Annotated in this window: 19 protein-coding genes; 5 read left to right on the forward strand and 14 right to left on the reverse strand. The window is 67.6% G+C overall.

What is annotated here, in order from left to right:
* Nucleotides 1-36: 36 nt before the first annotated feature.
* On the reverse strand, nt 37-405 hold the full coding sequence (locus ACP15I_RS21835) for a hypothetical protein (RefSeq protein WP_424976677.1): 369 nt from the start codon (nt 403-405) through the stop codon (nt 37-39).
* Nucleotides 406-759: 354 nt separating this feature from the next.
* Here ACP15I_RS21835 and ACP15I_RS21840 point away from each other — a divergent pair, with 354 nt between their 5' ends.
* The 4 genes from ACP15I_RS21840 (at nt 760) to queF (ending at nt 5,666) form a co-directional block, all read left to right on the forward strand.
* Nucleotides 760-1,467: a response regulator gene (locus ACP15I_RS21840; protein WP_424976678.1), complete on the forward strand. Its 708-nt coding sequence runs from the start codon at nt 760-762 to the stop codon at nt 1,465-1,467.
* Nucleotides 1,468-1,542: 75 nt separating this feature from the next.
* Entirely contained in the window at nt 1,543-2,745 is a 1,203-nt protein-coding gene (locus ACP15I_RS21845) for a winged helix-turn-helix domain-containing protein (RefSeq protein WP_424976679.1), read from the forward strand.
* A 160-nt stretch (nt 2,746-2,905) separates the two neighbouring features.
* Nucleotides 2,906-5,122, forward strand: a complete 2,217-nt coding sequence (locus tag ACP15I_RS21850; protein WP_424976681.1) for a PAS-domain containing protein — start codon at nt 2,906-2,908, stop codon at nt 5,120-5,122.
* Nucleotides 5,123-5,192: 70 nt separating this feature from the next.
* Nucleotides 5,193-5,666, forward strand: a complete 474-nt coding sequence (gene queF, locus ACP15I_RS21855; protein ID WP_424976682.1) for a preQ(1) synthase — start codon at nt 5,193-5,195, stop codon at nt 5,664-5,666.
* Here the strand turns inward: queF and ACP15I_RS21860 are convergent.
* The 7 genes from ACP15I_RS21860 to ACP15I_RS21890 all read right to left on the reverse strand — a co-directional run bounded on the left by ACP15I_RS21860 (nt 5,663) and on the right by ACP15I_RS21890 (nt 13,818).
* Nucleotides 5,663-6,463: an endonuclease/exonuclease/phosphatase family protein gene (locus ACP15I_RS21860; RefSeq protein ID WP_424976683.1), complete on the reverse strand. Its 801-nt coding sequence runs from the start codon at nt 6,461-6,463 to the stop codon at nt 5,663-5,665. The two genes, queF and ACP15I_RS21860, sit on opposite strands and share 4 nt — an antisense overlap.
* A 168-nt stretch (nt 6,464-6,631) precedes the next feature.
* Nucleotides 6,632-7,870 (reverse strand): helix-turn-helix domain-containing protein, encoded by a 1,239-nt coding sequence (locus tag ACP15I_RS21865; protein ID WP_424976684.1) that lies wholly within the window; start codon nt 7,868-7,870, stop codon nt 6,632-6,634.
* Between the two features lie 22 nt (nt 7,871-7,892).
* A complete protein-coding gene (locus tag ACP15I_RS21870) occupies nt 7,893-8,558 on the reverse strand; it encodes a hypothetical protein (RefSeq protein ID WP_424976685.1) in 666 nt (221 codons plus the stop codon).
* Nucleotides 8,555-9,655, reverse strand: a complete 1,101-nt coding sequence (locus ACP15I_RS21875) for a serine hydrolase domain-containing protein (RefSeq protein WP_424976686.1) — start codon at nt 9,653-9,655, stop codon at nt 8,555-8,557. Before ACP15I_RS21875 ends, ACP15I_RS21870 begins: the two co-directional genes overlap by 4 nt.
* A complete protein-coding gene (locus tag ACP15I_RS21880; protein ID WP_424976687.1) occupies nt 9,639-10,010 on the reverse strand; it encodes a glycine zipper family protein in 372 nt (123 codons plus the stop codon). Before ACP15I_RS21880 ends, ACP15I_RS21875 begins: the two co-directional genes overlap by 17 nt.
* 33 nt (nt 10,011-10,043) lie before the next feature.
* Entirely contained in the window at nt 10,044-11,786 is a 1,743-nt protein-coding gene (locus ACP15I_RS21885) for a serine hydrolase (protein ID WP_424976688.1), read from the reverse strand.
* 259 nt (nt 11,787-12,045) lie between these two features.
* Nucleotides 12,046-13,818 (reverse strand): SH3 domain-containing protein, encoded by a 1,773-nt coding sequence (locus ACP15I_RS21890; protein WP_424976689.1) that lies wholly within the window; start codon nt 13,816-13,818, stop codon nt 12,046-12,048.
* A gap of 276 nt (nt 13,819-14,094) precedes the next feature.
* Here ACP15I_RS21890 and ACP15I_RS21895 point away from each other — a divergent pair, with 276 nt between their 5' ends.
* Nucleotides 14,095-15,588, forward strand: coding sequence for an NAD(P)-binding protein (locus ACP15I_RS21895; RefSeq protein ID WP_424976690.1), 1,494 nt, complete (start codon nt 14,095-14,097; stop codon nt 15,586-15,588).
* Here the strand turns inward: ACP15I_RS21895 and ACP15I_RS21900 are convergent.
* From ACP15I_RS21900 to ACP15I_RS21925, 6 genes are all read right to left on the reverse strand, one after another.
* The gene (locus ACP15I_RS21900) at nt 15,585-15,965 is read right to left on the reverse strand and encodes a Na+/H+ antiporter subunit G (protein ID WP_424968811.1); all 381 of its coding nucleotides are present in this window, start codon (nt 15,963-15,965) and stop codon (nt 15,585-15,587) included. The genes ACP15I_RS21895 and ACP15I_RS21900 overlap by 4 nt on opposite strands.
* A 9-nt stretch (nt 15,966-15,974) precedes the next feature.
* Nucleotides 15,975-16,244: a K+/H+ antiporter subunit F gene (locus ACP15I_RS21905; RefSeq protein WP_424968810.1), complete on the reverse strand. Its 270-nt coding sequence runs from the start codon at nt 16,242-16,244 to the stop codon at nt 15,975-15,977.
* On the reverse strand, nt 16,241-16,732 hold the full coding sequence (locus ACP15I_RS21910) for a Na+/H+ antiporter subunit E (RefSeq protein WP_424976691.1): 492 nt from the start codon (nt 16,730-16,732) through the stop codon (nt 16,241-16,243). Before ACP15I_RS21910 ends, ACP15I_RS21905 begins: the two co-directional genes overlap by 4 nt.
* A gap of 3 nt (nt 16,733-16,735) precedes the next feature.
* Entirely contained in the window at nt 16,736-18,274 is a 1,539-nt protein-coding gene (locus ACP15I_RS21915) for a monovalent cation/H+ antiporter subunit D (protein WP_424976694.1), read from the reverse strand.
* A complete protein-coding gene (locus ACP15I_RS21920) occupies nt 18,271-18,666 on the reverse strand; it encodes a Na+/H+ antiporter subunit C (protein WP_424976692.1) in 396 nt (131 codons plus the stop codon). The genes ACP15I_RS21915 and ACP15I_RS21920 overlap by 4 nt, the downstream gene beginning before the upstream one ends.
* A gap of 1 nt (nt 18,667) precedes the next feature.
* Nucleotides 18,668-21,413: monovalent cation/H+ antiporter subunit A (locus ACP15I_RS21925; protein WP_424976693.1), on the reverse strand; the 2,746-nt coding region annotated here is incomplete at its 5' end.

Here is a 21,413-nt window from a genome sequence, read left to right on the forward strand (position 1 = left end):
AGAGGCCGCGACCGGGCAGGGGCGCGGCGCGCGGGATCAGAAGAGCGCGTCTTCCATGATGAGCGGCTCGCAGGTGCCGAAGGTCAGCTCGGCAATGAAGGGCTCGCAGGGCTCGGCGGTGCCGGCGGACAGCTCGGACAGGAACGGGTCACAGGGTTCGTCCTCGGCGCTGGCCAGCAGGTCTTCCCCGCTCGGCGGCGACGGGTCGTGATCGACGCAATAGGGGCTCTCCGACGTGTCGTTGAACTCGAAATGGTCGAGGGCGAGTTGCTGCACCGCAGGCAGCAGGAGCGCGGCCGTCATTGGGCCCGGCGCTTCGGGGGCGTCGATCTCTGTTCTGGTGGCGCGCGCGCCGAGGGACTCCCCGGGGATGTCCTTGATCTTGATAAAACCGGTCACTGGCATGTCACTGTCCTTTATAAGGCTGTTTGCGGGGATCCCGCCCGACCGGAAGGCCGCGCGGAGAAGAAACGGTCCGCAGGTTCACAGGCCCAATCTGGCCATGGCGTTGGTCTATCGGCCGGGCTTATCTCTCTGATTTCGCAGCCGGTAACTGTTGTGTCTGTTCCCGCGCAAAGGCGTCATCTTTGACACAAATGATACAAATCAGGCCCTCTCGCCCCGGGGCGTTCCATGGTTCACTTGGGGCGTGTGACATGAGGGGGGCAATTCCGCATCCGGATGGCTGTTCCGGAGCTGCAAGCAGGGTGTGATGACGATGATGGTCTTGAGGATGACATGCAGGAGGGGGATGCGCGCATGACCGACGCCCCGCTCAAGATCCTGCTCTGTGATGACGAGCCGCGCCTGCGCGAGATGGTGGCGGAATACCTCACGGAACGGGGCTATGACATCCTGCAGGCGGCCAATGCCAACGAGATGACCTCCAGCCTCAAGCGGGACGATCCGGATCTGGTGCTGCTGGATATCAACATGCCGGGGCAGGACGGTCTCTCGGCGCTGCGCGACATGCGGGTCTATTCCTCGGTGCCGGTGATCATGCTGACGGCGGCGCGGGATGTGGTGGACCGGATTGTCGGGCTCGAGATGGGCGCCGATGACTATCTGGGCAAGCCGGTGGACCTGCGCGAGCTCGAGGCCCGGATCAAGGCCGCCCTGCGGCGCCAGCAGGCCCCGGTCACCGCCGCCGCGACCGCCCGGGCCGGGGGCATGGTGCCCTTCGGGCAGTGCCAGGTCGATCTGGAGAGCGCGCGGCTCTTTGGTCCGGAGGGGGAGGAGATCCCGATCACGGCCATGGAATTCGATCTGCTGCAGCTGTTTCTCGACAACAAGGGGCGGGCGCTCAGCCGGGATCAGATCCTCGAAGGCGCGCATAAACGCGGATGGGAGCCGTTCGACCGGTCCATCGACCTGCGGGTGTCGCGCCTGCGCCGCAAGATCGAGGTCAACCCGGCCAAGCCCCAGACGATCCGCACGGTGCGGGGGATCGGCTATATCTTCGACTAGCAGGTCACAGCGTTGGCCGCGCATCGGGTCGCGATGCGGTGGACCTGCCGGGGCGCGAGGCGCTAGACCGTTGGCATGACCCGACCTGTTCTCGACAATACCCGCGCCCGGCGTCTCTTTCTCGACCGTCATCTGCTGTTGCGCCCGGGGACCGGCCCGGGGCGCGGCGCGGATCTGGACGGGGTGCTCGACGCGCTTGGCTTCGTGCAGGTGGACAGCGTGAACACGCTGGCCCGGGCCCATGACCTGATCCTGTGGTCCCGGCGCGGTCAGTACCGGCCCCGCGCGCTGGAGGATCTGGTGGCGCGGCATCGCACGGCGTTTGAGCACTGGACCCACGATGCCTCGGTCATCCCCATGGCCTTTTACCCCATGTGGCGGCTCAAATTCGCCCGCGACAGCGCCCGGATGGAGGCCCGCTGGTCCGAGGCGCGTCGGCCCGGCTGGACCCAGGAGCTGGACCAGATCCTGCGCCATGTGGCCGATCGCGGCGCGCTGTGTTCGCGCGATGTGGGCGAGGGCGAGACGCGGGGGTCGACGGGCTGGTGGGACTGGCATCCGTCCAAGACCGCGCTGGAATTCCTCTGGCGGTCCGGCAAGCTCGCGATCTGTCACCGGCAGGGGTTTCGCAAATACTACGATCTGGCCGAGCGGGTGATCCCGTCGCAGCTGCGCGGTGTGACCCTGTCGCGGGAAGAGACAGTCGATTGGGCCATGGCCGCCGCGCTGGAGCGGTTGGGCTTTGCCACGAGCGGCGAGCTGGCCGCGTTTTTCGAGATCGTCACCCGGGATGAGGCCAAGGTCTGGTGCGCCGAGGCGCTGGCGGCGGGGCGGATCCGCGAGGCGGAGATCGAGATGGCCGACGGGGCGCGGCGGCGCAGCTTTACCACGGAGGCCGCCCTTGATCAGGCCGCCGACCTGCCGGAGCCGTCGGGGCGGGTGCGCCTGCTGTCGCCCTTCGATCCGGCCCTGCGGGACCGGGCGCGGGCCGAGCGGCTGTTCGGGTTTCACTACCGGATCGAGATTTTCGTGCCCGAGGCCAAGCGGCGTTACGGGTATTACGTTTTTCCGGCGATGCAGGGGGATCGCCTGATCGGGCGGCTGGAGGCCAAGCGGGTGGGCGAGATGCTGGAGTTGCGCGCGGTCTGGCCCGAGGCGGGGCTGCGCATGGGGCGGGCCCGGGTCGCGGGGCTGATGGCAGAGCTGAACCGCGTGCGCCATCTGGCCGGGCTGTCCGAGGTGGTCTGCGCCGAGGATTGGCTGCGGCCGGCGGCATAGACCGCATAAGGACAGATTGCATAGGGACAGACTGCAGGGGGACGGGGAGGGCACCGGGTGTCAGACACAATTGTTACAAAAAGCCCGGTCCCCCGCGCGCCCGTTCCGTGCTTGGCTTGGCACCGGGCGGGATCCGCCGCCAACAGGATCGAGGCATGCCATGGATGATCTGCACAGCACCCGCGCGGCCCCCGGGATGGACGGCCCTTTGGCCGAGGCGCTCGATTGTCTCGACCATGGCGTAGCGGTCTATGACCCGGCGGGCGCGCTGACCCTGGCCAATGCCCCCTTTGCCGAGGCCGTGGCGACGCCTGCGACCTTGGCGGAGGCGCTGGCCGCGCTGCTCGGCGCGGCGGAGGGGGACGGGCTGATCCAGACCCTGGCGCAGGCGCGAGACCGGCAAAAGACCGGTTTGATCGCAGAGCTGCCCCTGCCGGAGCAGGGGGAGCTGACGCTCAAGCTCCATGCGCGGGCGGATGGCGGTGCGACGCTCGTTTTGGCGGCGACCCCGGCCCCGTCGGTCGAGACGCGGGATGCGCGGGCGCTTTTTGCCGATGCGATCGACAATGTGAATTTCGGTGTCGCCCTGATCGACGAGGCCCAGCGGCTGGTCTTTGCCAACAAGAAGTTCCGCGCCCATGGCGACCCCCGGGATGAGCTCTTGATTGCCGGGCGGAGCATGCGCCAGATCCACCGGGATGCGATCCGCACCGGGCTTTTCCCGCTGCCCGAGGGGATGGCCGAAGAGCATCTGCTGGACGCGATGGATCAGCTGATCGACACCAATGCCCGGGATTTCCCGGTGCCCAACAACCATGGCTCGGCCCTGTTGGGGAATGTCTATGACACCGAGCTGGGCGGGCGGGTTCTGACCATGCAGGACGTCACCGAGGACCGGCAGGCCGAGCAGTTGATCGTGGGCGCCATGAGTCGCCTGCCCGTGGGGGTGGCGATCGAGGATGCCAGCGGCCAGTTCACCCATTGCAACGAGGCCTTTGCCGCGCCCTATGGCCTGAGTGCTGCGGATCTGATCGCCATGCCGCCCGAGGCGCGGATGGCCTATCTGTCGCCGCAGCTGGTCTCGGTGGATAACGATGCCCGCGCCGAGGATCTGGGCGCGGCCTTTCGCGCCGCGATCCTGCAGCAGCGCGAGACCCTGAAACCCTTCGAGGTGCGGTTCAAATCCGGGCAGCAATTCCTCGTGGAACGGGGCCGCGTCGAGAATGGCGGCTGCGTCGTGGTGGTGACGGATATCACCGCGCTCAAGGATGCCGAGACCCGCAATCTGGCGGCGGTCACCGACGCGGTGCAGACCCTCGATATCGCCGTGGTGCTCTTTGACAAGGATCTCCGCATCACCTTTGGCAACGAGAAATGGGCGGAGCTGTTCTCGACCAGGGAGCCGCGGATCCGGGTCGGGGACCATGTGCTGGAGGCCACGCGCAAGCAGGCGGCGGCGGGGCATTTCGTGCTGTCGGAGGGGCGGACGGTCGATGAGTTCATCGCCTATTGGCGCGATACGGTGCTGACCTACCGCAAGGATGTGCATGTGGCCTTCAGCGATGGCCGTCATGTGGTGGCGTCCTGTCACAAGACGCGGCTCGACGGGTTTCTGGTGTCGTTCATCGACATCACCGAGCAGCGCGCGATCGAGGCCGAGCTGGCGCGCCAGCGCGAGATCACCCACCAGAAAGAGCGGCTCTCGGCCTTGGGCGAGCTTCTGGCCGGGGTGGCCCATGAGCTGAACAATCCGCTCTCGATCATCGTGGGCTATGCCCAGATGCTGGAGGGTCAGATCGCGGATCCGGTGCTGCAGCGCCGGGTGGACCGGATCGCCGAGGCCGCCAATCGCAGTGCCAAGATCGTCGAGATGTTTCTCGACATGGCGCAGGAGCGGCCCTTTGAAAAGACGCCCTGCTCGGTCAACGAGATCGTCGCGAGCGCGCTTGATGTGGCCGAGAGCGGGCTGTCGGCGGAGACCCGGGTGGAGGTGTTTCTGGCCGAGGATCTCGCCCCGATCCTCGGGGATCCTGACAGCCTGATCCAGGTGATCTACAACATCCTGATCAATGCCCAGCAAGCGGTGCAGCCGGTCCCGGGGCCGGGGCATCTGCGCCTGCGCAGCCGTCCGGATGCCGAGGGGGGGGCGGCGTTGATCGAGATTGCCGACAATGGGCCGGGCATTCCCGAGGCCCTGCGCAACCGGGTTTTCGAGCCGCTCTTTTCCACCAAGGAGGTGGGCGAAGGGACGGGGATGGGTCTGGCCCTGTGCCACCGGATCATCACCAGCCATGGCGGCAGCATCGCCATCACCGACAGCGATCTGGGCGGGGCGCAATTCGAGATCCGCCTGCCGATCGCCCCGCCCGGGGCCTGACCCCGGCGCCGCACCGCCCGAACGGGCTTGCATCGGCGGAAACCGGGCGTGTATCAGCGCGGCGAAACCGATGGAGCGCGATGTGGAAACGATTTACAGCGGCCTCACCCAGCTGGGTGGCGACACGAAACTTCCGACCTCCCCCGAAGATGCAGAGCTGGAGAGGGTGGCGAACCCTCAGGCGGATGTGGCCTATTGCGTGCGTTTCACGGCGCCGGAATTCACCTCGCTCTGCCCGATGACCGGCCAGCCCGATTTCGCGCATCTGGTGATCGATTACGTGCCCGGCCCGTATCTGGTGGAATCGAAATCGCTCAAGCTCTTTCTTGGGGCGTTCCGCAATCACGGGGCCTTCCACGAGGATTGCACGATCTCGATTGCCCGCCGTCTGGTCGATTTCCTCGACCCGCAATGGCTGCGGATCGGGGGGTACTGGTATCCGCGCGGCGGCATCCCGATCGATGTCTTCTGGCAGACCGGGGCCATGCCGCAGGATGTCTGGATCCCGGATCAGGGCGTGCCGCCCTATCGCGGTCGCGGCTAGAGGGTCAGTACCAGCGGGCAGTGGTCCGAGACCTCGGGGTCGGTGACCACCTCGAAGTGCTGCACGGCCTCCGGGTCGCTGATCAGCATGTAATCGGCAAAGCGCCCGGGTTTGGTGTAATGGCTGCTGCGCGTGCCGGGAAAGCCGCCCGCGGTGACGAGTTCGGTCAGCCCGTCCTCGGCCAGATGGCGCAGGGTGGCGCTGTCGGCCTCGACGTTGAAATCGCCGCAGATCACCCGCAATTCCCCGGGGCGCGAGACTTGGTGGGACAGGCTGCGGAGCCGCGCGGCCTGAACGGCGCGGGCGGGCGTGTCCATCTTGCCGCGCAGGTCGCGCAGCCCGTGCATATGGGTCACGCTCAGGTCGCGGCCGGCGCCGGGGTCATGGACTCGCACCCCATGGGCGCTGCGCGAGCGGGGGTGGTCGCCATAGCCATCCGGCGCGTAGTCCTTATGCACGAAGCCCTGCACCTGGCCGATGATCGGCAGGCTGCGCTGCACGAAGGTGGCGAGCCCCCATTGCGACGGGACCGCGCTGTCGCCGTCCCAGAGCACGCCCTGGGCGGCGGGGCAGAACACCGCCACATGGTCCGGCAGGGCACGGCAGATGTCGCGAAAGAAATTGGCACGCTGGGGCAGGACATGGTCGCCATCGCGATAGGTCAGCCAGTCCTTGTCGGTGGCGGGGCTGTGGACGACCTCCTGCAAGCACAGGATGTCGGGCGCGCTCTGGGCCAGATAGGGCAGCAGCTCCTCGTGGAGCGTGCCGCCCCAGCCGTTCAGACACATGATCCGCATCGCGCGACCCCCTGTTCCCCCGAGCCTGACAGTCGCGCGTCTTGCGCGCGGCAGCAAGAGGCGGCGGGGGGCGGCGAGGGGCGGCGGGGCGTGCCCCCGGGCCCCGTCTATCCGGGATCGGACAGCGCGGGTCCGCGTGGGTCCGCGTGCGGACCCACGCCACCGATCTCAGGGACGCGCGGCCGGGCGGGTCATGGCGCGCAGGGCGCGGCGCCATTCCGTCGGGGTCTTGTCCGTGATCCGCTTGAAATTCGCATTGAAGGTGGATTTCGAGTTGTAGCCCACCGCCTCGCTGATCTCGAGCACGCCCAGCTCGCTTTCGGCCAGCAAGCTGCAGGCGGCCTCGATCCGGTGGGCATTCACATAGTCGAAAAAGCTCTGACCGATCTCGGTATTGAGCACCTCTGAAAGATGCATGGGCGGGATGGCCGTGGCCTCGGACAGGGTTTTGAGGGTGAGCATCGGATCCTCCCACAGGCGGGACGCCTCCATGCGGGTCTGCAGCCGCGCGGCGAGCCGGGTCAGGTCCTCGGGCCCGAGGCCGGAGCGGGCGTAGCGGCCCGGCGATGCCCCGGTTCCGGCCCCGGTCTCGTCCTCGGTGGCGGGGGGCGGTGGGGCCGGGGCGGTCTCGTTGGCGACAACCTCGGCGGACCAGTCGGGCAGCGGCGGCTTGGCCTGGATCCCGAACAGGCCAAAGATCAGCCCCAACAGGATCTCATGCACCCCTTCGGCGGCCCCTTCGAGGAACCCGGCATCGAAGGCGAGGATCAGCACCTCATCTGCGATCACCACCCAGGCAAGGCCGAGGATCATCGCCACCAGCGCATCGAGCCACCAGAGCGACTTGCCGCTGAGATCGGAGAACAGTGCCCGGATCGTCCGCTTGTGGCGGGTCAATCGGCGCGCGCAGGCAAAGCCGTAGCCGATCAAGAGCCCGATCCACCCGACCCAGAAGGCGAGCACGCCCAGCTCGGCCCAGAGCACGCGCGTCCCGCCGAGATCGATATCCACATAAAGCCCGGCGCGCTCCGGACCCGGCAGGGACAAGAAGGGCAGCAGAAAGACCAGCCCCAGCCCCAGGGGCAGCAGATGCCAGGCATCGCGCGGGCGCAGGCGCAATGCGGGCTCGGTCAGCCCGCGCACGAAGAACCACAGCGAGATCATGAAGAGCGGCAGCAGCGCATCCTGCCAGCCATAGGCCCAGAGCGGCGCGTGGATCGGCGGCCCGAAGACCAGATCATCGGCCATATCCGTGACCTGCACCGCAAGAAACACCGCCACCGCATCGAGATAGAGCGCATGGCCGCGCGTGCGGATCCGCCGGGCCAGCACGGCGCAGAACGCGAAGAACGCCACCCCCAGGGCGGCGCTGCTCCACATCAGATCGGCAATCTCGGCGTTGGTCACGGGCGGTCCGTTGGCTGCGGGGTCAGGTCTCGGCGGGGCGCGGCAGGATCCATTCCACCCCGGCCCAGCCACACCATAGGATAGCCCCGAGGCCAAAGACCATCCCACCGCCCTGCGACAGGGGCGGCAGGTAGGTCGCGAGCCCGGCCAGCGCCACGCCCGCCCCCAGAAGGCCCGCCACCCCCGAAAGCGCGCCGATCCGCAGGGCCGCGAAGCTCGCCAGCCCGATCCAGAGCCCGCCAAGCGCCTCGGTCCGCCCGGAAAGCCCGGTCTCGATCAGGTGCAGGATCCGCCAGGTCTCCAGCGCGCGGGGCAGGTCCTGGGGGGCGAGTGCTGCAAGCTCGGCCAGCCCGGCCCGGGCGACCATGCCGCTGGCGAGGGTCAGCCCGGTCCAGATCAGCGCGGTCGCGGCCGAGGCGAGGGCGAGATGGGGCAGGTCGCGCGCCAGCGCCCGTGCAAGCCCCAGCCCGGCCAGCGCGGTGCCAAGAGCGCTCAGATCATAGATCACCGTCATCCAGAGCGGCAGGAGCCAGGGGCTCTGCCGGGTCAGCTGCAGCACCGCTGCGCCATCCATCGCCCCGGTGCCAAGCCCCAGCGGCGCCAGCGGGCCGAGCACGAAGGCGATCCCGGTCAGGTAGCATCCCGCCACGAGGAGCGCGCCCAGACCGGCGGTTTGACGGGGGCTCATCGCACCCCCTCCGGTGTCAGCGCCATGAGGGGCCAGGGATCGGCCTCCGCCTGTCCCGTGGCCGCGACGGTTGCCCATGCGCCCGCGACATCCAGCTTGAGGCCCAGCCCCCAGAACCCGCCATGGAGCGCGACCCGGGGTGCGCCGCCCTGCCAGGCGACCATGGGGCCGAGCGCCTGGTGCAACCCGTCCGGGCGCGGGGTCTCGGCCTCGATCATGCGGGCCCATGTGCCGGGATCGGCAAAGGGCGCGCCCTGGGCCAGCAGGCGGCCAAAGCGGGTCAGATCCGTCGCAGTCGAGACAAAGCCGCCATCGGCGAATTCGAAGCTCGGGTGATGCTCCGTCAGGTCCACCGTCCCGGCATAGTGGTGCAAGGGGGGCAGCTGTGCGGCGCGCGCGGCGGGCCAGTGCTGCACGCTGTGCCATGTCCGCCCGAGACCGAGCGGCGCGAGGATGTCGCGGCGGATCAGGTTGGCATAGGCGGTGCCCGTCACCCGTTCCAGCACCAGCCCGAGCAGGTGGTAATTGGTCGAGCTATAACTGGTCTGTGCGCCCGGGCGTCCGGTGGGGGGCAGGCCGCGCGCGACCTCCAGCAGGTCCTGCGGCGTCCAGATCCGCTGCGGGTCATGGAGGACTGCGTTTTGAAACCCCGGGTCGTTGTCGAGATCGGGCAGGCCGCTGCGATGGCCGAGCAGGTGGCGCAGGGTGAGGGCAGGGGCCGCGTCCCCGGCCAGCCCGCGCAGGCTGGCCGCGCCCAGATGGTCGATCACAAGATCGTCGAGATCGAGCGTGCCGCGCTCGGCCTGTTGCAGCACCGCCGTGGCCGTCAGGAGCTTGCCGATGCTGGCGATGTGAAACGGGGTGGCCGGGCGCAGGGCCGGGCCGCCATCGCGACGTTGCCGCCCGGCGGTCCAGCTGCGTCCGCCCTGCGCGGTCTCGTGGCGCAGGATCACCCCGGGCACCGCCGGATCGGCGGCGGCCCGGGTCACGGCCCGCTCAACCGGATCGCGTCCGGCGGCGGGGCGGCCGGGCCAGAGCCCGGCCAGATAGGTGAGACCTCCGGCGCAGACCATGCGCCGATCAACCGACAACCGCATGGCCGCGCCCTTTCATGCAGGCAGTGACGATCTCGGCGCGGTCGTCATGGCGCTCCAGCGCGCCGGCGGTGCCACCCACGGCCCCGCCCACAAGCGCGCCGCCCAGCCCCGAACCGTCCTCATCGGCCAGCCCGGCCAGGGCCCCGATCGTCGCGCCGATCAGCGCGTCCTCGCGGGTTTCCGCATCGACCAGCGATTTCTGGCGCGCCACCTCCTGGCATGCGGCGAGATCGGCGTCAAACCCGGGCGCGGGCGCGCCATCGGTGAGCGGGACATAGTCCGATCCGGTGCCGCTACAGGCCGCGAGAAGGCCAAGCAGGGGAAGCGCGCAGAGGGAGGAGGAGAGATATGTCATGGATTTTGTCCTGTGTGAGAGAGGGTTGGTGGGTCAGAGAAAGGTGATGGCATCGGCATCGGAGACGCCCTGTACGATCAGCGCGTCGCCATCGCCGTCGAAGATGAAAACCACATGGGTCTGCCGTTCATGGATCTCGGTGATCTCGGCGCCGCCGAGAAAGAGCGCGTCTGCGCTGGCGTCGAAATCCCGGATCCGGTCGGTTTCAAAGCGGCCGTTTTCGGTGCTGTCGCCAAAGACGAAGACATCCGCGCCCGCGCCACCGACCATGCGGTCATCGCCCGCGCCGCCGATCAGGACATCCGCGCCCGCCCCGGCCTTGAGCCGGTCATCGCCGCTGCCGCCCTCAAGCCGGTCGTCGCCGTCCAGACCCTTGAGCCGGTCGTCCCCGCGGCCTCCAACCAGCCGGTCATCGCCGGACCCGGCGCGCAGGCGGTCATTGCCCTCAAGTCCCAGAAGCTGGTTGTCGGCGCTATAGGCCGCGTCGCTCTTGCGTAGGGCGATCCGGTCGGCCCCGTCGGTCCCGGTGAGCAGGATCGAGCCGTCCTCGAAGGCGAAATCCGCGCGGCTCAGAGCGTCGAGCGGGGCCTCGATGTGCAGGGCGGCGCCCTCGGCGGCGATGTCGGCCCCGTCCTCGGTCTCGGTCACAAGCAGATCCGCGGCGGAGACGCCCTGGACCTCAAGCGGGCCGTCTGCGTCCGACGGCGCCCAGGCGGAGTCCTCGGCCACAAGCTCCAGCGCTGCGGTCAGGCCCGAGAGGGCACCGAAATCCAGATCCACGGTGGTCACGGCGGTGGAGAGGATGCGCCCGGTTTCCAGATGCAGGAAAGTCGCGCTGTCGGTGCCGAGGGTGCCGCCGGCAAAGCCCACCAGCGTGCCGAATTCCGCATCCTGCAGCACGATCAGGCCCAGACCGAAACCCATCCCGTCCGTGTCGGTCTCGCCGAAGGTGAGCATCTGGCCCAGAGCCTCGGGCGAGAGCAGGGTCTGATCCACCAGAAGCGCCTGCAGGAAGGTGGTCATATCGGGGGTGGTCGAAATCACGCCACCCTCGGCATACTGGTCCTGCAGCACATAGGTGACATCGATCGGGCCCGCGTCGCCCTCGAGATAGCTCGACAGGCGGGCGGGGTCGGTGGTGTGATCGTCGAGCTTGGTGTCCGTCATCCCGAGCGGGGCGAAGACCAGCGCCTCCAGCGCCGCGTCGAGGCTTTCGCCCGTCACGCTCTCGATCACCTTGCCGAGCAGGGCATAGGCGGTGTTCGAATAGGCATACTCCGCGCCCGGGGCGAAATCGGCAGGGATCCCGCGCACCAGATCCAGCGCGACATCGGTTCCGATCACGGTGTCGGGGTTCTCGGCGGTGATCAGATCAAAGAGCTCGTTGCCGTCCTCATCCTCCAGATCGGTGTAGCTGGGAATGCCGCTGCGCATGGAGAGCGCCTCGCGCAGGGTGGCCTCGGCCGCGTTGGCGATCCCGTCGAGCATCTCGGCGGGCAGGTAGTCGCCCAGCGGGGCGTCGAGATCCACCAGCCCCGCCTCAGCGAGCTTGAGCAGCGCGGCGGAGGTGATCATCTTGGTCTGCGAGCCGATCTCGAAGGTCTGGCCGGGTTGGGCCGGGGTGCCGGTCTCGACGTCGGACAGGCCGCTGACACCATGGGCGCTGAGCGAGCCATCGGTGACGCTGACCAGGGCTGCGGGCGCGCCGCTGAGGGTGAGGGCCTGGGCCACCGCGTCGGGTGTGGCGGTCAGGGCAGATGGGTTGAAGACGGTCATGGGAAGCCTTTCCAGAAAAAGTGTCTGGAGCAGCACATGACGGTGTTTTCAAGCGTTCTCGACGGATCCAGCGCGTCCGGACGTCCGCGCCAATTGGGTCGGACCTCGCGCGCGGTCGGTCCTGGGCACGGCGGGGCCGCGCCGCGCCCGCCCGGGTCTTCAGGCCCGGGCGCCCCTGTCCCGGGTGCAGGATCCGGGGATTATGCCCCAAGCGTGGGGGCGGGCGGGTCGCCGCGCCAACGGCGCGGCCACCGGGGGCTCAGCCCGGCCGCGTGGCGCAGAGCCGCGCCAGCCGGGTCCAGGCCTCTTTCGCGATCTCGGCGCCGTGATGGTCGTGAAAGGGAAACGCGATCTTCGACAGCTCGCGATAGCTGGCCTCCGGCCCGGTGCCCCGGTTCTTGCGAAAGCCCCGGCGCATCTTTTGCAAGCTCCCGAAGAGCTGAAACTCTTCCGCTCCGACCATGGCCACCACCAGATTCCCGTGGAGATCGATGTCATAGGTGATGTGATGGACATTGTTGCGCACGGTGATCTCATCCGACAGCTTGGTCGTCCGCGTGCGGGGCTCGCGCGTGATGGCGATCCGGATCTTGCAGGCGGCGGCAAGGCTGGTGTCATGCCCCGCGGCCGCGCGCATCTCCACCCGGTTGTCATAGGCATAGGTCCCGCGTAGCACCTCTTCGGGGCGGGTGAAGCGGACGCCGCCCTCCCGTGTGCCGCGCAACACGACCTCCAGCGCCCGATGGGCCTCGGTCACCAGCCGGGTCGTCCGCGCCAGTCGCAGGTCCCGCAGCACCACGGGGCAGTCCGGGCCGCTGGCCGATCGACGGCTCTGAGCCAGAACCTGGGTCATGTCGAGCGCGTAATCATAGGTGCAGTCCCCATGGGCGATCCGGAACGCAACCCGGTTCTCGCGGATCAGCACGCTCTGGGGTGTTTGCGGATCCGCATCGAGAAAGGTGATATGAGCGAGGTCCTGCCCCGCCGCCGCGAAGGATCCGCAGATGAGGCGCAGGGCCTCCTGCCAGGAGACGGAGATCTCTTTGGTGAAGAGCACATCGGTAAAGGTGTTGAGATAAGCGCCGTCCTCGGGGGCGGCGGAGGCAAAGCTGCACCCGCCCGAGAAGTCATAGACCGGATAGGCCGGATCCACCCCCTCGGGCGTGCCGAACCGGGTGAGGTTGCGGGCCTGATAGCGCACCGGCGCGGCCAGTTCGGGCCCTTCATAGGTCAGCGGCTGGGATTTAAACGCGGCCCGAAACGCCGGATGGGCGAGGATCTGGCGCGCTTCGTCGGGCAGGAGCGGGCCATAGACCCGCTTGCCATCGGCCAGAACAAGCACATCCCGGTCCCCCAGCGGTGCCAGTGCGGGCGCATCGGCGATCGCGGCGGCCAGCGCCGCGCGGATCTCGTCGCGCGAGGCGTGGGGCCCCGTGTGGCCGCGAAACGCGCCGAGCCAGACCTGCCCGGGGACGGTAAGCGGCGCGAAGCGCGGGTGAAACACGGTCGCTCCTGTCAGCGCGAACCGCGCGGGGTTCGCCGCGACCTGCGCCACCGCCATGGGCACCCAGCCGACCACCCCAAGGGAGCTGCGCACGAGGGTCCAGTCCCTGTCGCGGGTGACCACCTGCACCACGCTGTCCGCGGCCAGAGGATCCGCGACCACGGGCAGGGCACTGTCCGACGGCTGCGCGCGCAGATAGGTCTTGCGCCCGGCAAACGGGGTGAAGGCGACCACAGTCAGGGGCGCGGGCGCCTCGGCGCCCAGCCGATCACTGCGCAGAAAGCCCTGCATATGCGCGCCCGCCTGCACCTCGGTCCAGTCACCGACCTTGCGCAGGGCCCGAAGCTCCTGCAGGGGCCAGAGCTTGGCGACCACCTTGCCACGGGCGGACGGCGCGTCGCGCAGGGGCGCAAAGGGGGTCGCCGAGGCGACGGGATCGGGCATCTGGACAAAGACCGGCTCGGCCAAGGCGGTGGAGGCGAACTGAACGCAGAGGCAGAGGGTCAGGCAGCGAAGCAAGGAGAACACGGGGCAGGGATCCAATCGGTTGAGACGCGCGGGACGCTGGGGTCTGTCATGGGTAGGGATCCTTGCGCGCAAAAGATAGAGATTTGCTTAGGATGCAGGCAGCCGCACGGTCACGGTGCGTCGCGCAATACGCAGGTAAGCAAGATTATGTTGTGAAATCCAACCGTACGTCCAGCGGTGGGCGATGTGCCCGTCCCACGCCCCCCTGTTGTCAGCCGCCCGTTTCGGCCATGATGCCCTTGCGGAATTGAGACGCGAGGCGGTCGAGGGGACAAAATGCTGGATCAGACATCACCGGCACCAGATGTGGAGGCAAGCGCGCAGGAGACCTATGCGCTTGTGGTGATCGGCGCCGGGATTGCCGGGCTGAACGCGCTCTATGCGGCGACGGAGTACCTGCCCAAGGGCGCGCGCGTCCTGCTGGTGGATGAAAAACCCGATGCCGGGGGCATGTGGAACACGGCTTATGACTATGTGCGCCTGCATCAGCCCCACCCGATGTTCACCGTGGGAGACATGGCATGGGATTGGCGCAAACCGCGCAGTTATCTCGCCAAGCGGGACGAGGTGCAGACCCATCTGGGTCAGGCTCTGACCCCCATCGCGGCGCAGGTCGGCTTGCAGACCGCCTTTGGCTGCGTGGCGACCGCATGCGCTGAGGTCAGCACGGCCCAGGGCCCGATGGCCGAGATCCGCTATCACCCGCTGGGCGCGCCGGATCAGGAGGTCACGGTCCGCGCCGCCCGGGCGATCCATGCGGCCGGTCTGAACTACGGTCTGGCCCAGCCTCTGGCGCTGCGCTCGGCGGAGGTCGTGTCGATCATCCCGCAGGAGCTGGCCGCGACCCTCGCCGCCCATCCCGGCGCGCCGGTCCATGTGGTGGGCGGGGGCAAGACCGGGATGGACACGGTGCTGGCCACGCTGGCGGCGGACCCGGCGCGACAGATCACGCTCTACAAGGGGCGCGGCACGAACTTCCTGAACCGGACACGCTACCTGCCCATGGGGATCAAGCGCTGGACCTCCGGCGCGCTGGTCTCGCGGCTCTTTCGGGATGTTGCGCTGACCTATGACGGGACGCAGGACGACGCGCTGATCGCCCATATCCGCAAGACCCATTCGACCGATCCGGAGACGCCGAACGAGGTGTTCCTCTACGGGTTGCAATCGGAGGAGGAGCAGGCGCGCATCCAGTCCGGGCTGAGCGCGACCCATGCGGATTACCTGGAGGATGTGGTGGACGGGGCGACCGGGCCCGAGATCCGCCTGCGGCAGGGCGCGTCCCTGCCGGTGCCGCCGGGCAGCATCTTTGTCAATTGCGGGGGCAGTTTCTTTCGCGATGCCGAGATGCCGCCCGTGATGCCGGTCCTGTCCCCGCAGGGCGCGATCCTGTCGATCAACACGCGCCATGCGTTCCACTTCCTGACCAGTGTCGCCGGGTTCTTCGGGGCGCATCTGCTCTATCGCGACCAGCTGCGCGGGGCGGGTTTCTACGCGCTGGATCTGGAGGGGCTGTTTCGTGCGGATCGCAAGGCCTGGGTCGGGGCCTCGGCGGCGCAGGCCTATCACAACCAGGTGCTGGCGGTGCAGACCCTGCCGATGATGCTGCTGGATCGCTGCGGGCTGGATCTCGACCGGTGGTATCCGCTGCCCCGGCGTCTGTTGGCGCTGGCGCAGATGCGGGCCACGGCCAAGGCGGATCTCGCCCATTGCCGCAAGGTGCTCGACCTGGTGACGGCGCGCTACGGGATCGACGCGGGCCCGATCTAGGAGGTCGGGTTGTCCGGTCTGCTCTCGGGCGGGTCGTCATAGACCGACCAGCCGAAGCTGCCCGTGCTCTCGGGGAGCTCTTTTTCGCGCAGATTGCGCGCCATATAGGTCTTGGCGATGAAATTCGCGGTGATCGGCGCGGTCAGGAACAGGAACAGCGTGATCAGCAGTTCGTGCACCGAGACATAGCCGGTCTTGGCGAAATAGATCATCGAGGCCACGAGCACGCCGCCCACCCCGAGGGTTGTCGCCTTGGTCGGCGCATGCAGGCGCTGCACCGTGTCCTTCAGCTTGATCAGCCCGTAGGAGCCGACGAAGCCGAACACGCCACTGATCACGAGGGCGGCGGCGATGAGGAGGTCTGCGAGAAAATCCATCTGTCTACCTCACTCGATGATGTCGCCGCGGAGCAGGAACCGGCAATAGGCCACGGTCGAGACGAAGCCCACCATGGCGATCAGCATCGCCGCCTCGAAATAGATCGCCGTGCCGCGCCAGATCCCGTAGAGCACGAGCAGCGCGATGATGTTGATCACCATCGTGTCCAGCGCCAGGATCCGGTCCGCCGAAGAGGGGCCCGTCACGATGCGCCACAGGTCCAGCAGAAGTGCTGCGCCATAGCACAGGGCCGCGAAGAGCAGAGCATATTCGATCATGCGAAAATCTCCTTGAGGCGCGCCTCGTAGCGGGCCTTGATCTCGTCCCGCACCGCGTCCGGGTCGTCGGAATGCAGGCAATGCACGAGGATGCAGGCCCCATCCGCCGACAGCGTGGCCGAGACCGTCCCCGGGGTCATGGTGATGGTGCCCGCCAGCACGGTGATCGCCTCGGCGGAGGTCAGGTCCAGCGGGACCGGGATCCAGTGGGAGCGGATGTCGCGCTCGCGCTTGAACAGGATGATCATCGCCACCTGCACATTCGCCACGACGATGTCCCAGAGCACCACCAGCAGATACTCGATGACCTTGAGCGGTTTGCCGATGCGCGGGCGATCCGGCCAGTAGGCGGCGGTCAGCATGGGGATGATGATGCCGAAGGCGATGCCGAGGATCAGGTTGCCCAGGGTAAAGGTGTTGACCAGCGCCAGCCAGACCAGCGCCAGGGTGATGCTCAGCAGGGGATGGGGGATCAGGCGTGCAAGCATGGGTTAACCCTCCTCCCCGGTGCCGAGCACCGCGCCGACATAGCCCGACCGGTCGAACAGTTGCGTGGTGGTGGCCTCGAGATAGCTCGAGACCGGCCCGGCAAAGATCGCAAGCCCGGCGAGCGCGACCAGCGCGATCATGGTCGGGGCCAGCTCACCGGCGGTGGCGCGGGGCGGCACCGCGACCGGGGGCGCGCCTTCGACCGGTTCGGGCAGCGGCATGGCCGTGGATTTCCAGAAGATCGCGCTGCCGGCGCGGGCGAAGCCGACAATCGTCAGGAGCGAGCCCGCGAGGATCGCGGTCCAGGCCCAGCCGATCACCCCCGGCGCGCGCAGGGCGTCCAGCACCAGCAGCTTGCCGAGAAACCCGCTGAGCGGGGGCATCCCGGCCATGCCAATGGCCGCCGCGAAGAACAGCGCCGCAAAGAGGCCGTTCTGCATGGTGGGGGCTGTCGGGGTCAGGCTGTCCTGGCTGCGCCGGGTGATCACCAGATCGGCGATCAGGAAGAGACAGGCCGCGGCAAAGGTCGAATGCACCATGTAGTAGAGCGCGGCGAAGGTCGCCCCGGGCGAAAACGCCGCCACCGCCACCAGAAGCGTGCCCATGGAGCCGACCACCGAGAAGGCGATCAGCGGCATCAGGCGCTTGGCCCCGAGCACGCCGAACGCGCCGATGGCGATGGTCACGATCGCCGCGGGAAAGAGCCATGTCCCGGCCAGATCCTCGGTCCCCGGGCTGCCCGGGCCAAAGGCGGTCGTATGGATCCGCAGGATCGCATAGGCCCCGACCTTGGTCATGATCGCGAACAGGGCCGCAACCGGGGCGGGCGCATTGGCATAGGTCGCCGGCAGCCAGAACTGCACCGGAAAGAGCGCCGCCTTCACCGCGAAGACCAGCAGCAGCAGGATCGTCGCCACGCGGACAAGCGCAGCCTCCTCGGCCGGGATCTCGGGGATGCGCACGGCCAGATCGGCGATGTTCAGGGTCCCGGTGGAGGCATAGAGCGTGCCGAGCGCGAACAGGAACAGTGTGGAGCCCGCGAGGTTCATCACCACATATTGCAGGCCCGCGCGGATCCTCTCCTTGCCGCCGGAATGGATCATCAACCCGTAGGAGGCGATCAGGAGAACCTCGAAGAACACGAAGAGGTTGAAAATGTCGCCGGTCAGGAAGGCGCCGCAGATCCCCATCAGCTGGAACTGGAACAGGGCGTGGAAATGCCGCCCCTTCGCGTCCCATCCGGTGGTGATCGCATGGATCAGCACGATCAGCGCCAGCGCCGCCGTCAGCAGCACCATCAGCGCCGAGAGACGGTCCAGCACCAGCACGATGCCAAAGGGCGCAGGCCAGTCGCCCAGCCGGTAGACATGGGTCGTGCCATCGGCGGCCATGCCGGCCAGCCCCAGCGCCACGGCGAGCAGGGTCACCGTCCCGGCGAGGGAGGCCGTGCGCGCCAACGGCATGTCATAGCGCATCACGAAAGCGATCAGCGGCGCGAGCATCGCCGGAAGGATGACGGGCAGGATAATCCAATGCATCAGAACCGGCCCTCCGCTTCGAGGGATTCCGGTGTCTCACCGGGGTCCGGGGTGGCGGCGGCATCAGCCTCGTCATGGATGTCGATGCGGTCCGAATCCGCCTCCAGATAGGCGGCGAGCCCGATTATCACCAGCACCGCCGTCATCCCGAAAGAGATCACGATGGCCGTCAGGACCAGCGCCTGCGGCAGCGGGTCCGTATAGGTGGCCTCGCCGTATTTCGACAGGATCGGCGACTGGTCGATGGCCAGCCGTCCGCTGGCAAAGAGAAACACGTTCACCGCGTAAGACAGCAGCGCGAGGCCCAGAATGACCGGAAAGGTGCGCAACCGCAGCAGCAGGTAGACCCCGCCTGCCGTCAGAACCGCAACCGTGCTGGCGACAATGACTTCCATCTCAGCGTTCCACCTCGCTCTCGGCGGCATTGTCCGCCGGGTCGTAATCCATGGGCTCCACATTCACCGTCTCGCCCGCGAAACGCGCGATCCGGCTGAGGCTGTAGAGCATCAACATCACCGCCCCGAGCACCGTCAGGAACACGCCGAGATCGAACAGCATGGCGGTGGCAAGCTCGAACTCCTCGATGGGCGGCAGGTGGACATAGGTATAGGCGCTGGTCAGGAAGGGCCGCCCCACCAGCCAGGCCCCTGCCCCGGTCAGACCGGCAATCACCACGCCGAAGCCGATCATGGTGTGATACTCGATCCGCTTGCGCTCCTGCGTCCAGGCAAAGCCCGAGGCCATGTATTGCATCAAAAGCGCGATAGCGATGACCAGACCGGCGACGAAGCCCCCGCCCGGCTGGTTATGGCCGCGCAGGAAGATATAGAGCCCGACCACCACCGCGATAGGCATCAGCACCCGGGTCACCACGACCATCATCATCGGGTGGCGATCGCGGGAGCGGTCCTGATCGTAATCGGCATTCCGCAGCCGCCGCGCGGCGGGTCCGCTGAGCAGGGCATGCATCAGCGCATAGATCACGAGCCCGGCAATCCCCAGCACGATGATCTCGCCATAGGTGTCATAGCCCCGGAAATCCACGAGGATCACGTTGACCACATTGGTGCCGCCGCCGCCCTCATAGCTGTTGGCGATGTGGTAATCCGAGATGGTCGAGATGTCCCGTTGCAGAAAGGCAAACGCCAGACCTCCGACCCCGAGCCCGGCCGCCACGGCGATGATGCCATCGCGGATCTTGAGGCCCGTGGGGCTCTCTTTCGGGGTCACTTTCGGTAGGAAATGCAGCGCCAGCAGCAACAGCATGATGGTCACCGTCTCGACCGAGATCTGCGTCAGGGCGAGATCGGGGGCCGAGAGATAGACAAAGCCCGCCGAGATCGACAGCCCGATGATCCCGATCAGGACCAGTGCCCGGAACCGGTAATGGTGCATGCTCACGACACAGGCTGTGGCCACGATCAGCATCAGCCAGCCGATGGCAATCACCGGCGGCACGGGCAAAAGCTCCCGCGTGGCGGCCGAAAGGCCGCTGCCGGAATAGGCGATCCAGCCCATGGTGACCGAGGCCAGCGTGAAGATCGCGAGATAGCGGCTAATTGCGCCGTTATGGGTCACTTCCGTCAGGCGGGCCGAGGCGCCCTGCACCGCGGCCATGAGACGGTCGAAGATCGCCTTGGCCTCGGGGCGGCGCGCGGCCTGCCAGATCGGGTCGAGCTTGCCATGCTGGCTCAGCAGGGCGAGACCGCCGAGCGTCGCGGCAAAGGACATCCAGAGCGCCGGGGTGAACCCGTGCCAGATTTTCAGATGCGGGTGCAGATCCGCGCCGGTCACCGCATTGGCCGCCGCCGTCACGATCCCCTCGGCGAGGAAGGGCGCCATGCCGATCACCAGCACCAGCACCACCAAGAGCGCGGGCGAGGCCCACATGCCAAAGGGCGGATCATGGGGCTTGTGCGGGTAGTCATCCCGCACCGGTCCGAGGAAGACATGGGCGATGAAGCGGAAGGAATACGCCACCGACAACAGCGCGCCGAGCGTTGCCAGCACAGGCACCGCGTAATGGCTCCCGGCCCAGCCCGTATGGGCGGCCTCCTCCAGCATCATCTCCTTGGACAGGAACCCGTTGAAGAGCGGGATCCCCGCCATGGAGAGCGCCGCGACCGTGCCGATGACAAAGGTGATCGGCATCAGATGCCTGAGCCCGCCGAGCCGCTTGATATCGCGGGTATGGGTCTCGTGGTCCACGATCCCCGCGGTCATGAAGAGTGCCGCCTTGAAGGTCAGGTGGTTGATGATGTGGAACACCGCCGCCACCGCCGCGGCCTGGGTGCCAAAGCCCAGAAGCATGGTCAGAAGGCCCAGATGGCTGACCGTCGAGAAGGCCAGCAGCGCCTTGAGGTCATCCTTGAACAGCGCGATCCCCGCTCCCAGCACCATGGTGATCAGCCCGGTGGTCGACACGATGTAGAACCACGCATCGGTCCCCGCCAGCGCGGGCCACATGCGCGCCATCAGGAAGACGCCCGCCTTCACCATGGTCGCCGAGTGCAGATAGGCCGAGACCGGTGTCGGCGCGGCCATGGCGTGGGGCAGCCAGAAATGGAACGGGAATTGCGCGGATTTCGTGAAGGCCCCCAGCAGGATCAGGATCAGCGCGGGCAGATACCACTCCGAGGCGCGGATCTGGTCTCCGGCTGCGAGAATATCCGTCAGGTTGAAGCTGCCGACGATATTCCCGAGGATCAGCATCCCCCCGATCATCGCGAGCCCGCCCGCGCCCGTGACGGTCAGCGCCATGCGCGCGCCCTGCCGGCCTTCGGGCAGGTGTTTCCAGTAGCCGATCAGCAGGAAGGAGCTCAGGGAGGTCAGTTCCCAGAAGATCAGCAGGAGCAGGATGTTATCCGACAGAACAATCCCCAGCATCGCCCCCTGAAAGAGCAGCAGATAGGTGTAGAACTGCCCCATCGGGTCGTCGCCCGACAGGTAGAACCGCGCGTAGAGGATGATCAGCAGGCCCACGCCCGTGATCATTAGCGCAAAGAGCAGGCCCAGCCCGTCAAGGAAGAACGACGCCGAAAGGCCCAGCTGGGGCAACCATGGCACCTCGGCCTGGATCACCTGCCCGTCGAGCACCTGGGGCGCCAGCGACAGCAGCATGAGAAAGGCGAGCGCCGTGGGA

Origin of the sequence: Dinoroseobacter sp. S124A, assembly GCF_049801015.1 — a bacterium.
In the GTDB taxonomy this organism is placed as follows: Bacteria; Pseudomonadota; Alphaproteobacteria; order Rhodobacterales; family Rhodobacteraceae; genus Dinoroseobacter.

Coding starts and splice junctions, on each gene's coding strand:
- ACP15I_RS21835 (WP_424976677.1), bottom strand. CDS start 405: ATGCCAGTGACCGGTTTTATCAAGATCAAGGACATCCCCGGGGAGTCC.
- ACP15I_RS21840 (WP_424976678.1), top strand. CDS start 760: ATGACCGACGCCCCGCTCAAGATCCTGCTCTGTGATGACGAGCCGCGC.
- ACP15I_RS21845 (WP_424976679.1), top strand. CDS start 1,543: ATGACCCGACCTGTTCTCGACAATACCCGCGCCCGGCGTCTCTTTCTC.
- ACP15I_RS21850 (WP_424976681.1), top strand. CDS start 2,906: ATGGATGATCTGCACAGCACCCGCGCGGCCCCCGGGATGGACGGCCCT.
- queF (WP_424976682.1), top strand. CDS start 5,193: ATGGAGCGCGATGTGGAAACGATTTACAGCGGCCTCACCCAGCTGGGT.
- ACP15I_RS21860 (WP_424976683.1), bottom strand. CDS start 6,463: ATGCGGATCATGTGTCTGAACGGCTGGGGCGGCACGCTCCACGAGGAG.
- ACP15I_RS21870 (WP_424976685.1), bottom strand. CDS start 8,558: ATGAGCCCCCGTCAAACCGCCGGTCTGGGCGCGCTCCTCGTGGCGGGA.
- ACP15I_RS21875 (WP_424976686.1), bottom strand. CDS start 9,655: ATGCGGTTGTCGGTTGATCGGCGCATGGTCTGCGCCGGAGGTCTCACC.
- ACP15I_RS21880 (WP_424976687.1), bottom strand. CDS start 10,010: ATGACATATCTCTCCTCCTCCCTCTGCGCGCTTCCCCTGCTTGGCCTT.
- ACP15I_RS21885 (WP_424976688.1), bottom strand. CDS start 11,786: ATGACCGTCTTCAACCCATCTGCCCTGACCGCCACACCCGACGCGGTG.
- ACP15I_RS21895 (WP_424976690.1), top strand. CDS start 14,095: ATGCTGGATCAGACATCACCGGCACCAGATGTGGAGGCAAGCGCGCAG.
- ACP15I_RS21900 (WP_424968811.1), bottom strand. CDS start 15,965: ATGGATTTTCTCGCAGACCTCCTCATCGCCGCCGCCCTCGTGATCAGT.
- ACP15I_RS21905 (WP_424968810.1), bottom strand. CDS start 16,244: ATGATCGAATATGCTCTGCTCTTCGCGGCCCTGTGCTATGGCGCAGCA.
- ACP15I_RS21910 (WP_424976691.1), bottom strand. CDS start 16,732: ATGCTTGCACGCCTGATCCCCCATCCCCTGCTGAGCATCACCCTGGCG.
- ACP15I_RS21920 (WP_424976692.1), bottom strand. CDS start 18,666: ATGGAAGTCATTGTCGCCAGCACGGTTGCGGTTCTGACGGCAGGCGGG.